This is a genomic window from Streptomyces sp. NBC_00683 (genome assembly GCF_036226745.1).
Classification (GTDB): domain Bacteria; phylum Actinomycetota; class Actinomycetes; order Streptomycetales; family Streptomycetaceae; genus Streptomyces.
This window is the reverse complement of sequence record NZ_CP109013.1, coordinates 7,583,748-7,597,184: the sequence shown is the minus strand read 5'-3', so window position 1 is coordinate 7,597,184 and position 13,437 is coordinate 7,583,748. Positions and strand designations below refer to the sequence as shown.

Annotated in this window: 10 protein-coding genes; 9 read left to right on the top strand and 1 reads right to left on the bottom strand. The window is 71.2% G+C overall.

The annotated features are described in order from the left end of the window. Window positions 1-50 precede the first annotated feature (50 nt). Window positions 51-1,592: an amino acid permease gene (locus OG257_RS33080; RefSeq protein ID WP_329213407.1), complete on the top strand. Its 1,542-nt coding sequence runs from the start codon at window positions 51-53 to the stop codon at window positions 1,590-1,592. A gap of 54 nt (window positions 1,593-1,646) precedes the next feature. On the opposite strand, the gene OG257_RS33075 is transcribed toward OG257_RS33080, so the two are convergent. Then, a complete protein-coding gene (locus OG257_RS33075; RefSeq protein ID WP_329213406.1) occupies window positions 1,647-2,282 on the bottom strand; it encodes a TetR/AcrR family transcriptional regulator in 636 nt (211 codons plus the stop codon). 181 nt (window positions 2,283-2,463) lie between these two features. Here OG257_RS33075 and OG257_RS33070 point away from each other — a divergent pair, with 181 nt between their 5' ends. From OG257_RS33070 to OG257_RS33035, 8 genes are all read left to right on the top strand, one after another. Then, entirely contained in the window at window positions 2,464-3,282 is an 819-nt protein-coding gene (locus OG257_RS33070) for an urea amidolyase associated protein UAAP1 (protein WP_329213405.1), read from the top strand. Beyond that, window positions 3,279-3,917, top strand: coding sequence for an urea amidolyase associated protein UAAP2 (locus OG257_RS33065; protein ID WP_329213404.1), 639 nt, complete (start codon window positions 3,279-3,281; stop codon window positions 3,915-3,917). The genes OG257_RS33070 and OG257_RS33065 overlap by 4 nt, the downstream gene beginning before the upstream one ends. Next, window positions 3,914-7,474: a 5-oxoprolinase/urea amidolyase family protein gene (locus tag OG257_RS33060; protein WP_329213402.1), complete on the top strand. Its 3,561-nt coding sequence runs from the start codon at window positions 3,914-3,916 to the stop codon at window positions 7,472-7,474. Before OG257_RS33065 ends, OG257_RS33060 begins: the two co-directional genes overlap by 4 nt. After that, window positions 7,471-9,150 (top strand): allophanate hydrolase, encoded by a 1,680-nt coding sequence (atzF, locus tag OG257_RS33055; protein WP_329213401.1) that lies wholly within the window; start codon window positions 7,471-7,473, stop codon window positions 9,148-9,150. The genes OG257_RS33060 and atzF overlap by 4 nt, the downstream gene beginning before the upstream one ends. Window positions 9,151-9,214: 64 nt before the next feature. Next, a complete protein-coding gene (locus OG257_RS33050) occupies window positions 9,215-9,661 on the top strand; it encodes a GNAT family N-acetyltransferase (protein ID WP_329213399.1) in 447 nt (148 codons plus the stop codon). A 347-nt stretch (window positions 9,662-10,008) separates the two neighbouring features. After that, window positions 10,009-11,346 (top strand): hemolysin family protein, encoded by a 1,338-nt coding sequence (locus OG257_RS33045; protein WP_329213397.1) that lies wholly within the window; start codon window positions 10,009-10,011, stop codon window positions 11,344-11,346. After that, window positions 11,343-12,365, top strand: coding sequence for a hemolysin family protein (locus OG257_RS33040; protein WP_329213395.1), 1,023 nt, complete (start codon window positions 11,343-11,345; stop codon window positions 12,363-12,365). The genes OG257_RS33045 and OG257_RS33040 overlap by 4 nt, the downstream gene beginning before the upstream one ends. 102 nt (window positions 12,366-12,467) lie before the next feature. Beyond that, entirely contained in the window at window positions 12,468-13,304 is an 837-nt protein-coding gene (locus OG257_RS33035; RefSeq protein WP_329213392.1) for an SGNH/GDSL hydrolase family protein, read from the top strand. The last annotated feature ends 133 nt before the right edge of the window (window positions 13,305-13,437 follow it).

Genomic DNA, 13,437 nt, shown 5'->3' with positions numbered 1-13,437 from the left:
GCCCCGCGCTCCCGGAACCCGTCCGCCCTCCCCTGAGAGCAGGTCCAGCCATGGCCGCCACCGCCCCCGCCGACCTACGTCCCGACCCGCCCGTCCCCCCGGCCGCGGAAGCCGGCTCCTCCCTCGAGGAGTTCGGCTACCGACAGGAACTGCACCGCAGCCTCGGCCGGTACGCCTCCTTCGCCGCCGGATTCTCGTTCATCTCCGTCCTGACGACGGTCTTTCAGTTCTTCGCCGTCGGCTATGCCTTCGGCGGCCCGGTCTTCTTCTGGACCTGGCCGGCCGTGCTGGCCGGACAGCTGCTGGTCGCCGCGTGCTTCGCCGAACTCGCCGCCCGCTACCCGATCTCGGGTGCGATCTACCAGTGGTCGTCCCGGCTCAGCAATCTCACCTTCGGCTGGTTCGCGGGCTGGATCATGGTCATCGGCCAGGTCGTGGTGGTGGCAGCCGCGGCCCTGGCTCTCCAGATGGTGATGCCGCCCATCTGGTCCGGTTTCCAGATACTCGGCGGCGACCCGTCACCGCTGTCGCCGACCGGGGCGGCCAACGCGGCAGTCCTCGGTACGCTCCTGCTGGTACTGACGACCTGGGTGAACGTCATCGACAACCGCGTCATGTCGGTGATCAACCGGATCGGGGTCACCGCCGAGATCATCGGCGCCGTCCTCATCGTGGTACTGCTGCTGACGCACTCCGAACGCAGTCCGGGCATCACCTTTCACACGAGTGGCGCGGAGACGGGCCTGTTCGGCGCCCTGCTGGTGGGTTCGTTCACGGCCGCGTACGTGATGATCGGCTTCGACAGCGCCGGGGAGATGAGCGAGGAGACCCGCGATCCCCTCCGGACCGCTCCGCGCACGATCCTGTCCGCGCTCGGGGCGGCGGGCCTGCTCGGCGGCCTGCTGGTACTGGGCGGGCTGCTGGCCGCACCGAGCCTCACGGACGGGAACCTCGCGGCCGACGGCATGAGTTACGTCCTGACCAGCAGTCTGGGTGACGGCCTGGGCCGGGTTCTGCTGGCCGATGTGGTGGTCGCCATCGTGGTGGCGACGCTGGCGGTCCAGACGGCGGCGTGCCGGATGCTGTTCTCGATGGCCCGTGACGGCCAGTTGCCCTGCTCCGGCCTGCTGTCCAAGGTCAACCGGCGCACCGGGATGCCGACCGCACCCGCGCTGGTCGTCGGGGTACTCGCCGCGGCCCTGCTGCTCCTCAACTTCTCCTCGCCGGACGCGTTCCTGGCCATCGGCACCACGTGCATCGTGATGCTGTACCTCGCGTACTCGATGGTGACCGGCCCGCTCCTGGTCCGCCGGCTGCGCGGCACGTACAGCTCCCGCACCGATGCCCTGGACGAGGCGGGCAAGCCGCTGTTCTCACTGGGGCGATGGGGCCTGCCGGTCAATGTTCTCGCCCTGCTCTACGGCCTGTTCATGACGGTCAACCTCGCCTGGCCCAGGGCAGAGGTCTACGACCCGGCGGGTGGCCACTGGTACTTCCAGTGGTTCACGGTCCTGTTCCTGAGCGGCACGGTCGCCCTGGGCGCCGCGTACCGCACGTACCGCACGTACAAGCGAGCAGCTTCCGCGCGCTGACCCGATGGCCCCGGATCCCGGCAGAACCGCCGGTGTCCGGGGCCTCCGTGTGCCCTACCCGCCGCGCCGCGCCCCGGCGATCCGCAGCGCCGCGTCCGCCGTCGCGGCGGCGAACACGTCGGCCGACCTGTCCGGGTCCGAGCGGTGCACCAGGATCACGCCTTCGATCAGGCCGAAGACCAGATCGGTACGCAGCGCCAGCTCGCCCTTGTCGAGATCCGCGCACGCCTCCGTGCCGGCCAGCAGCTGCCCGTACGCGTCCTTGAGCTCGGTCCGGACGCGATGGAAGCCCGCGAACCGTTCCGCCTGTACCTCGGGCAGCACGTACAGCGCGCCCAGATTGTGCGGGCCCGCGCACAGCAGTGCCACGTCCGAGCGGCACAGCTCCCACAGCCGGTCCTCCGCACTGGTCGCGTCATCGGCGAGCAGCTGCCTGGCCACCGCCAGGGACGGGGTGACCGTGGATTCGAGGAGCTCCGCGAGCAGATCCTCCTTACCCGCGACGTAGTGGTACATCGTCGCCTGGCGCATGCCCGCCCGTTCGGCGACGGCCCGGGTGGTGGTCGCCGAGTAGCCGCGACTGGTGAACAGCTCCGCGGCCGCGCCCAGCAGTTCGTCTCGTGCGGACAGACCGCTGTCGGGCCGCTGCTGGGCGCGCGGGCGACCGACCTTTCTTCCGGTGGGAGGCATGGGGCCGATCGTCGCACATCGCGGACCGTACGGATCTTGGTGAGCAGTCGGTAACGCACCCGCAATGGACGGGCAACGAACCCGAATCCCGGGCGACTTAATTTCTGTCGAGCGACAGAAACTGGCGCGGGGCCCCGAAGCGAGCCGCGCAGTGATGCCACCGCCGACCGGAGGTCCAGCCATGGCGACAGCGACAACACACGGAGCGCGGGAGCACGCCCGCTCCCAACACGTCACCCGTACCCGTGACATGCCGGTGGTGCCCGCGGCCGACTGGCCCGCCTGCCTGCCGGGCGAGCCCGTGTGGGCCGAGACCGTCGCGGGAGGCAACTACACACACCGCGTACTCGCCCGCGGTACGGAACTGCGCCTCACGGACCTCGACGGCGACGCCTGCGCCCATGTGCTCCTGTACGCGGACGGCCGCCCGTGGGAGCGGCTGAACACCGCCGACACGATCAAGGTGCAGTGGAATGCCTATCTCGGCGCGGACCGGCTGCTCCTCTCCGACCAGGGGCGCGTCCTCGCTTCGGTGATCGCCGACTCCTCGGGCCGGCACGACGCGCTGTGCGGTACGTCGACCCTCCTGCGCAACACCGCGCGGTACGGGGACGGCACTCCGCAGTCCGGGTCCCCCGCCGGGCGGGAACTGCTGAAGCTCGCGGCCGCCAAGAACGGCCTCGAGCCCCGGGATCTGCCGCCCTCCCTCTCCTTCTTCCAGGGCGTGGAGATACACGAGGACGGCGCCCTGGACTTCACCGGCTCGGCGGGAGCGGGCACGGCCGTGACCCTGCGCGCCGAGCAGGACCTGACGGTGCTCGTCGCGAACGTCCCGCATCCGCTGGATCCCCGCCCGGAGTACACCTGCACCTCGCTGGAGGTGCTCGCCTGGCGTGCCCGGCCGACGCGGCCCGGCGACCCGCTCTGGGACGCCGCACCCGAGGGGCGCAGGGCCTTCCTCAACACGTACGACTTCCTCACCGCCAGGGGGCGAGCATGACCCGGACGACCGCCACGACCACCACCGCCACGATCCCCGCACGGGCCGCGTGGTCCGCCGTGGTCCGCGCCGGCGAGCACCTCACCCTCACCGACCTGCACGGCAATCAGGCCGTCGACTTCCTCGTGTACGACGCCCGGGACACCGCCGTCCGCTACAGCGCGCCGGACACCCTCCACGCACAGGGCAGCATCTTCCTCACCACCGGCAGCGTGCTGATGTCGAACGAGCACACCCCGCTCATGACGGTCACCGAGGACACCTGCGGCCGGCACGACACCGTGGGCGGCGCGTGCTCCAAGGAATCCAACACCCTGCGCTACGGACACCACACCTGGTCGCAGCACGCCTGCGTGGACAACTTCCTCGCGGAGGGCGCCCGGCACGGGCTCGGCAAACGGGATCTCGTCTCCAACATCAACTGGTACATGAACGTGCCGGTCGAGAAGGACGGCACCCTCGGCATCGTGGACGGCATCTCGGCGCCCGGCCTGAAGGTCACCCTCCGCGCCGAGACGGACGTCCTGGTCCTGGTGTCCAACTGCCCCCAGATCAACAACCCGTGCAACGGCTTCGACCCGACAGCCGTCGAGGCCACCATCACCGCCCCCGCGGCAACGGGGGCCGCGCGATGACCTTCGACACCCTCCTGATCGCCAACCGCGGCGAGATAGCCGTCCGGATCATCCGGACGGCCCGCGAACTGGGCCTGCGTACCGTCGCGGTGTTCTCCGACGCCGATCGCTCCGCCCCTCATGTCCGGCTCGCCGACGAGGCGGTGCGCCTCGGCCCGGCGCCGGCCAAGGAGTCGTACCTCGACGCCGACCTGGTACTCAAGGCCGCCAAGGACACCGGCGCCGGGGCCATCCACCCGGGATACGGATTCCTCTCCGAGGACGCGGAGTTCGCCCGGCGTTGCGAGGACGCCGGCATCGTCTTCGTCGGTCCGACCGCCGATCAGCTGGAACTCTTCGGCGCCAAGCACACCGCACGCGCGGCGGCCGAGGAGGCGGGTGTCCCCCTGGCGCCCGGCACCGGGCTGCTGCCCGACCTTCCCGCGGCCCTCACCGCGGCGGACCGCATCGGCTACCCGGTGATGCTCAAGGCCACCGGAGGAGGCGGCGGAATCGGCATGTCGGCCTGCCGTTCCGCCGAGGAACTGACCGACGCCTGGGAGCGTGTGCAGCGCGTCGCCGCCGCGTCCTTCTCCTCGGCGGGGGTCTTCCTGGAGCGGCTCGTCGAGCACGCGCGGCATGTGGAGGTGCAGGTCTTCGGCGACGGCCGGGGCCGCGTGGTCACCTTCGGCGACCGCGACTGCTCGCTCCAGCGCCGCAACCAGAAGGTCCTGGAGGAGGCCCCCGCCCCGGGCCTCCCGGACGACGTCCGCAGCCGACTGGCCACATCGGCGCGTGAGTTGTGTGCCTCGGTCGGCTACCGTTCGGCGGGCACGGTGGAGTTCGTGTATGACGCCGCCCGCGAGGAGGCGTACTTCCTGGAGGTCAACACCCGTCTCCAGGTCGAGCACCCGGTCACCGAGGAGATCTTCGGTGTCGACCTCGTCGCCTGGATGCTGCGCCTGGCGCAGGGCGACACCGACGTCGTGCAGGAGCCGTCTGCGCCGCGCGGCCACGCGGTCGAGGCACGCGTGTACGCCGAGGACCCGACGCGCGACCACCGCCCCGGCGCCGGCCTGCTGACCCGCGTCGCGTTCCCCGAGGCCGAGGGCATCCGTGTGGATACCTGGATCGAGACGGGTACGGAGGTGACGACCTCGTACGACCCGATGCTGGCCAAGGTCATCGCGTACGGCACCGACCGCGCCGAGGCTCTCACCCGGCTGGACGAGGCACTCGCCGCGACCCGGGTGGACGGCATCGAGACCAATCTGGGCCTGGTGCGGGCCGCCCTGGCCGACGACCGGGTCAGGGGCGCCGCGCACTCGACCGCCACCCTGGCCACGGTCACGGACCCGACCCCCCGTATCGAGGTGGTCTCGGGCGGCACACTCACCACCGTGCAGGACTGGCCCGGTCGCACGGGCTACTGGCAGGTGGGCGTACCGCCTTCGGGCCCCATGGACGACCTCTCCTTCCGGCTCGGCAACACCGCCCTGGACAACGCCCCGGGCGCGCCCGGCCTCGAATGCACGCTCCAGGGCCCGACTCTGCGCTTCACCCGTGCGACGACGGTCTGTGTCACGGGCGCACCTGCCCCCGTGACGCTCGACGGCGAGCCGGTCGGGCAGTGGGAGCCCCTGACCGTCCCGGCCGGCGCCACGCTCGCTGTCGGCACCCCGGCAGTGCACGGACTGCGGACCTACGTCCTGTTCGCGGGAGGCGGCCTGGACGTCCCCGGCTTCCTGGGCAGCGCCGCCACGTTCACGCTCGGCGGCTTCGGCGGCCACGGCGGGCGGGCGCTGCGCACCGGCGACGTGCTGCACTGCGGGACCGACGAGACCTTCGCAACCGACGAGGCCGGCGCGGCCGCGGGCGCCGCCGTCCCCGAGAGTGCACGTCCGGACTTCGGTTCCGTGTGGCGGATCGGGGCGGCCGAAGGCCCCCACGCTGCGCCCGAGTTCTTCACCGAGGAGGACATCCACGACTTCTACGCGGCCGACTGGAAGGTCCACTTCAACTCGGCCCGGACCGGTGTGCGTCTGGTCGGCCCCAAGCCGCGCTGGGCGCGCACCGACGGCGGCGAGGCAGGCCTGCACCCGTCCAACATCCATGACACGCCCTACTCCGTGGGCGCCGTCGACTACACAGGCGACATGCCGGTGCTCCTCGGTCCCGACGGGCCCTCGCTGGGCGGGTTCGTCTGCCCGGCGACGGTGGTGACGGGCGAACGCTGGAAGCTGGGGCAGCTCCGCCCCGGCGACACGGTCCGCTTCCAGCCGGTGACGATCACCGGTGCGCCGCGCCCCGCGATCGTCGACGGCGGCATCCTGTTCCAGGACGGCACCCTCACCTACCGCCGCAGCGGTGACGACAACGTCCTGGTCGAGTACGGGCCGATGCAGCTGGACCTGGCGATGCGGATGCGCGTCCACGCGCTGATGGAGGCGCTGACGGCGCAGGCCGTCCCCGGCGTCACCGGCCTCACGCCCGGCATCCGCTCGCTCCAGATCCAGACCGACCCCTCGGTCCTTCCGCAGGAACGCCTCCTGGAGCTGCTCCACCGCACCGAGGCCGCGCTCCCGCCGACCGATGCCCTCGTCGTACGGTCCAGGACCGTGCATCTGCCGTTGTCCTGGGACGACCCGGCGACCCGCGAGGCCATCGCGCGCTACATGGCGGGGGTCCGGGACGACGCCCCCTGGTGCCCGTGGAACATCGAGTTCATCCGCCGGGTCAACGGCCTGGACTCCGTGGACGAGGTCTACCGCACGGTCTTCGACGCCGAGTACCTGGTGATGGGGCTCGGCGATGTCTACCTGGGCGCGCCCGTCGCCACTCCGCTGGACCCGCGCCACCGGCTGGTCACCACGAAGTACAACCCGGCCCGCACCTGGACGGCCGAGAACTCGGTCGGCATCGGCGGCGCGTACCTGTGCATCTACGGGATGGAGGGCCCCGGCGGCTACCAGTTCGTGGGCCGCACGACCCAGGTGTGGTCGGGCTGGCAGCAGCGCGGTGCCTTCGAGCCGGGTTCGCCCTGGCTGCTGCGCTTCTTCGACCGCATCAAGTGGTATCCGGTGGAGGCGGACGAACTCCTCGAGCTCCGTGCGGACATCGCGTCCGGGCGCTTCGTACCGCGTATCGAGGAAGGCGAGTTCTCGCTGGCGCGGTACCAGGCGTTCCTCGACGGGAACGCCGTGTCGATCGCCGCGTTCCGCGCCCGGCAGGGCGCCGCGTTCGGCGCCGAGCGTGACGCCTGGGAGGAGGCCGGCGAGTTCGCCAGGGCCGAGGCGGCAACCGCCCCGGCCGAGGTGCCGGTGGAGATCGAGATACCGGAGGGCGGCCGGCTGCTGGAAGCCGAGTTCGCCGCATCCGTCTGGCAGTTGAATGTGGCCGCGGGGGACACGGTCACGGCGGGTCAGCCGCTGCTCGCCCTGGAGGCGATGAAGATGGAATCCCGCGTTCATGCCCCGATGGACGGCACGGTCGTCCGGATCCTCACCAAGCCCGGCGCCCAGGTGGAATCGGGAACACCACTGCTCGTCCTGTCCCGCCGACCCGAGGTGGCACCATGACCGACCCCAGCCCCGTTCTCCAGCGGGTCCGTGCAGCCCACGGGCGTGTCCTCGCGGTCGACCGGCCCGAGATCTGGATCGACCTGCGTCCGCTCGCCGATCTGGAGGAGGAGGCCCGCGCTCTGGACGCCCGCGTCGCGGCGGGCGAACAGCTTCCGCTGTCGGGCCGCCTCCTGGCGGTCAAGGGCAATATCGACGTGGCCGGGCTGCCGACCACGGCCGGCTGTCCCTCGTACGCGTACAAGCCCGCCGCCGACGCTCCCGCCGTGGCCCGTCTGCGCGCGGCCGGTGCGCTGGTGATCGGCACGACGAACCTCGACCAGTTCGCCACCGGTCTGGTCGGGACCCGCTCCCCGTACGGTGCGGTGCGCAACGCCGTCGACCCCTCGCGCGTCAGCGGCGGTTCCAGTTCCGGGTCGGCGGTCGCGGTCGCCCTGGGCATCGCCGACCTGGCCCTCGGCACGGACACCGCGGGCTCGGGGCGCGTTCCCGCGGCGTTCAACGGCATCGTCGGTGTGAAGCCGACCCGAGGTCTCGTCCCGACCGAGGGGGTGGTGCCGGCCTGCGCGAGCCTGGACTGCGTCACGGTGTTCGCCCGTACGCTCCCCGAGGCGGAGCAGGCTCTGGGCCTGATGAGCACTCCCGCACCGCGCGCCGTCCCTCCCCGGACAGCGGGCCCCTGGCGCGTCGCCGTCCCTCCTGTCCAGCAGCTCGGAACGCTCGACCCCGGCTGGGCTGCGGCGTACGAGGCTGCCGTCGAGCGGCTCCGCGCGGCGGGTGCCGAGATCAGGCCGCTGGACCTCACCCCGTTCACCGAGGCGGCGGCCCTGCTGTACCAGGGGGCGTTCGTGGCCGAGCGCTACACCGCCGTGGGTGACTTCATCGACAGCACTCCCGCGCCTCCGGATCTCGACCCCACGGTGGCCGCGATCATTTCCGCGGCCCGCGACATCCCCGCGCACCGTCTCTTCACCGACCGGGACCGCCTGGCACGTCTCCGTACGGCGGCACTGCGCGCACTCGGCGACGCCGACGCCCTCCTGCTCCCCACCACGCCCGGGCACCCCACCCTCGCCGATGTGGCCGCCGACCCCGTCGGCGCGAACACCCGGCTGGGGCGGTTCACCAACTCCACGAACCTGTTCGACATGTGCGCGATCGCCGTGCCCGCGGGCGACATCGCGGGACTGCCCTTCGGCGTCATGCTGATCGGCCCGGCGGACACCGACGAACGGCTGCCCAGGATCGCGGCACTCCTGACCCCGCCCGTACAGCTCGCCGTGGTCGGCGCCCACCTGACGGGCCAGCCGCTCAACTCACAGCTCCTCGCGCTCGGCGCCCGGCTCGTCCGTACGACGAGGACAGCACCCACCTACAGACTGCGCGCGCTGCGTACGACTCCCGCCAAGCCGGGCCTTGAACGGGTCGCCGAGGACGGTGCAGCCGTCGAGACGGAGATCTGGGAACTGCCGCCGGAGGGGCTGGGCACTCTGACGGCGCAGCTCCCGCACCCGATGACGCTGGGCCGCATCGACCTCGCCGACGGCACCACGGCCCCTGGATTCCTCTGTGAGCCGTATGCGCTGCACGGGGCCGCGGACATCACGGCCCACGGTGGCTGGCGCGCGTACCGCGCTGCGGAAACCGGCGTGGGAGGGCACGCGGCCACTTCATGACCGCGCCGTTCCCCGGCGAGGAAATGGTTCGCAGAACAGGTCGGCGCTCTGCTTGGGTCGCCCCATGAGCGATCTCCATACCCCTTTCCCTTCCGCGCTCCTCGCGATCCGGTGTGCGACTCCGGCCGACATCGGCACCGTGCTGCGGTTCTGGGGCGAGGCCGCAGAGGGAACGAGCATCAGTGACGACTACGACGGGGTGGCCGGGCTCATCTCGAGAGACCCGGAAGCCCTGCTCCTCGCAGAGCACGACGGTGTCCTCGCGGGAACCGTCATCGCCGGTTTCGACGGCTGGCGATGCTCCGCCTACCGGCTCGCCGTACACCCGGACTGCCGCCGGCAAGGCATCGCCACCGCCCTGATGGACGCAGCGGAGCAGCGGTTCGCCGCCCTGGGCGGGCGCCGGGTCGACGCCATGGTCCTGGAGGCCAACGAGACGGCGCACCGCACCTGGGCGGCGACCGGATACCACCGCGAGGATCACTGGCGGCGATGGGTGAAAGCGCTGTAGACACGCGTGAGACGCTTCTGCCTCCGCCGGATTCGGCCCCGGCCCCGGCCCCGGCCCCGGCCCCGGCGGATTCGGACCCTCCTCCGGCGGATTCGGACCCTCCTCCGGCGCATGCCGGAATCCGATGCGGGCAGAGGACTGAAGCACCTCGCCGACTGCGATCATGGGTGACCTCCGGGAACGCCCGGCGCACCCGGTATTTTGCCGACCCTTTACTATGGATCCTCAACCGTCCCACTTTTCGAAAGGTGTGAGCGTCCGCCCATGGGCGAGCCTCCCAGTAGTAGATACCGCCGACATCGCGCGAACCTCCTGACCCTGCCCGATCATGGGACGGAGGTGAACCGATGACCGAAGTGCTTCTGCTCCTCGTGGCGGTACTGCTCTCACTCGCCTGCGGCGCCTTCGTGGCGGCTGAGTTCTCTCTGACCACCGTGGAGCGCGGCGAGCTCGAACGGGCCGTCGAGCGAGGGGAACGAGGTGCGGCGGGAGCACTCAAGGCTGTCCGGAGCCTCACCTTTCAGCTCTCCGGCGCGCAGCTCGGTATCACCGTCACCAATCTGGTGGTCGGCATGCTCGCCGAGCCGTCCATCGCCAAGCTGATCCAGGGACCGGTCGAGGCCATGGGGGTCTCCCCCGGCGTGGCATCCACGCTGGCACTCGTGATCGGTACCGCCCTGTCCACCGTGGTCCTGATGGTGGTCGGCGAGCTCGTCCCGAAGAACTGGGCCATCTCGTCCCCGCTGGCCGTGGCCAAGGTGGTCGCCACCCCGCAGCGGGTCTTCACCGCGGTCTTCCGCCCGTTCATCAGCCACCTCAACAACACCGCCAACCGGATCGTGCGCCGCTTCGGCCTCGAACCGACCGAGGAGCTGGCCTCCGCGCGCAGCCCGCAGGAGCTGGTGGCCCTGGCACGTCACTCCGCGAAGGAGGGCGCCCTGGAGGCCGACACCGCGGAACTGTTCGTGCGTACCCTCAACCTGTCCGAGCTGACCGCGGAGAACGTGATGACGCCGCGCGTCCAGGTGACCGCCCTCGAGATCCGGGCGACCGCGGAGGACGTCGCGAACGCCACCCGGGCGACCGGTCTCTCCCGCTTCCCCGTCTACCGGGGCAGCCTGGACTCGGTCGTGGGGGTCGCGCACATCAAGGACGTGCTGGCCATTCCGGCAGCGCAGCGGCCCCGCAAACGGGTGTCGGACATGCTGCGCGAGCCGCTCCTCGTGCCCGAGACCCTCACCGTGGACCGGTTGCTGGACCGGCTGTCCGGCAAACTCGCCATGGCTGTCGTCATCGACGAGTACGGCGGCACGGCAGGTGTCGTGACGCTGGAGGACATCGTCGAGGAGGTCGTCGGCGAGGTACGTGACGAGCACGACCCGCACGAGACGCCCGACCTCGCACCCGCCGGCGAGGACGCCGACGGACGCACCCTGTGGTCCGCCGACGGTGCGGCACGCACGGACCAGCTCCGGACCATCGGGCTGCGGGTCCCGGACGGGCCCTACGAGACCCTCGCCGGGCTCATCGCCACCGAAGTCGGCCGCATCCCCGTGGTCGGCGACACCGTTGAGCTCACCAACTGGCGGATCGATGTGGTGGACGCCTCGGGGCACCGCGCCGCGCGCGCCCTTCTGCACGCACCGCTGCCCGGTACCGACGATCCGACGGAGAACGAACGATGATCGCCGTGCAGCTCTTCATCGGGCTGCTGACCCTGGTCGTGAACGCCTTCTTCGTCGGCGCGGAGTTCGCACTGATCTCCGTACGGCGCAGCCAGATCGAGCCGGAGGCCGAGGCCGGGAACCGGCGGGCGCGCAGCGTCATCTGGGGCCTCGAACATGTGTCGGCGCTCCTCGCCGCGGCTCAGCTGGGCATCACGCTCTGCACGCTGGTGCTCGGTATCGTCGCCGAGCCCGCCATCGCCCACCTGCTGGAGCCCGTCTTCGACGCGGTGGGGGTGCCGCACGGACTGGTGCACCCGATCTCGTTCGTGATCGCCCTGTCCGTGGCGACCTATCTGCACATGCTGCTGGGCGAGATGGTGCCGAAGAACATCGCGCTGGCCGAACCGGCCCGCACGGCACTGCTGCTCGGACCACCGCTCGTTACCCTGGCCAGGGCGCTGCGCCCGGTGATCTTCACCATCAACGCCTTCGCCAACGCCCTGCTGAAGCTCCTGCGGGTGGAGACCAAGGACGAGGTGTCCGCGACCTTCTCCGACGACGAGCTGGCCCGGCTCGTCAAGGACGCCGGTGACGCGGGCCTCGTCGACGACCGCTCGGCGGAGCGGCTGCGGCATGCCCTGGAACTCGGCCGACGGCCGGTCCGGGACGTCCTGCTGCCGGTCGACCGGGTGTTGTACACCCGGGTCGGGACGACGCCCGAAGAGCTGGAGAGGCTCTCGTCGGAATCCGGCTTCTCCCGCTTCCCCGTCATGGACAGCGAGCAGCGGATTCTCGGGTACCTCCACGTGAAGGACGCCCTGGACGCCACACCTCGCGACGTTCCGTTCCCGGTGACGGCGATGCGGCCGATCGCCCGGGTGCGGGCCAACACGCCGCTCGACGACGTCCTGACCGCACTGCGGCGGAGCCGCACACACCTCGCAGCCGTGCTGGACGAGGACAACGACCGGCTGGTCGGCATGGTCACGATGGAGGACGTGCTGCGTGAGCTGGTGGGGAGGGCCCAGGCGCGCTGACGCCGGTGTCCTGCGGGAGTGGGTGAGGGGCGCGGCTGCGATCGCGCCCCTCTTCCGGCGGGATCCGGCCGCGGGTTCCCACCACGGTAGGATTGCACGGCCATGGAATTGAATGCCTCCTACACCAGTCTTGTCGCGGTCGGCGACTCGTTCACCGAGGGCATGTCGGACCTGCTGCCCAACGGTTCCTACCGCGGCTGGGCCGATGTCCTCGCCGCCCGGCTCGCGGCCCGCACTCCCGGCTTCCGGTACGCGAATCTGGCCGTGCGCGGAAAACTCATCAGCCAGATCGTCGACGAGCAGGTAGCCGTCGCGGCAGCGCTGCAGCCCGACGTGATCACGCTCGTCGGCGGGCTCAACGACACTCTGCGGCCGAAGTGCGACATGGGCATGGTGCGGGGTCGGCTGGAGGAGGCCGTCGAGCGTCTCGCGCCGTCGTGCAAGCAGCTGGTGCTGATGCGCAGCCCCGGGCGCAACGGTCCCGTGATGGAACGCTTCCGTCCGCGCATGGAGGAGCTCTTCTCGCTGGTCGACGACCTGGCGGAACGGCACGGCGCGGTGGTGGCCGACCTGTACGGCGCACCCTCCCTGGGGGATCCCCGGATGTGGGACGTCGACCGGCTGCATCTGACGCCCGAGGGGCACCGAAGGGTCGCCGAGGCGGTCTGGCAGACGCTCGGACTGCCTGCGGAGAGCGACTGGCGGACCCCTGTACCGGCTTCCCAGCCGGCGCGCTGGGCGAGGCGGCGCGTCGATGACGTCAGGTTTGCCCGCCAGCATCTGATGCCCTGGATCGGGCGGCGTCTTACCGGACGCTCGTCCGGCGACGGACGGGCCGGCGCGCAGTTCGACGCCGGACTCGGGCGTGCCTTCTACGTCACGCCTGCGGATGCGGCGAACCCCGGCCCTGTGACGGAGTGGCGTCGGCTGGACAGCTGACGCCACTGCGGGCCATGGCTTCCCGACGTCATTGCCCAGCAGCCGAGTTGGCGCAGTTGCACCTGGTACGCAAGGGGCGGATGAGCCAGGCTGGTCGTCCATCGCGCAGGGGCACCCTGGGCACCAGGACAGG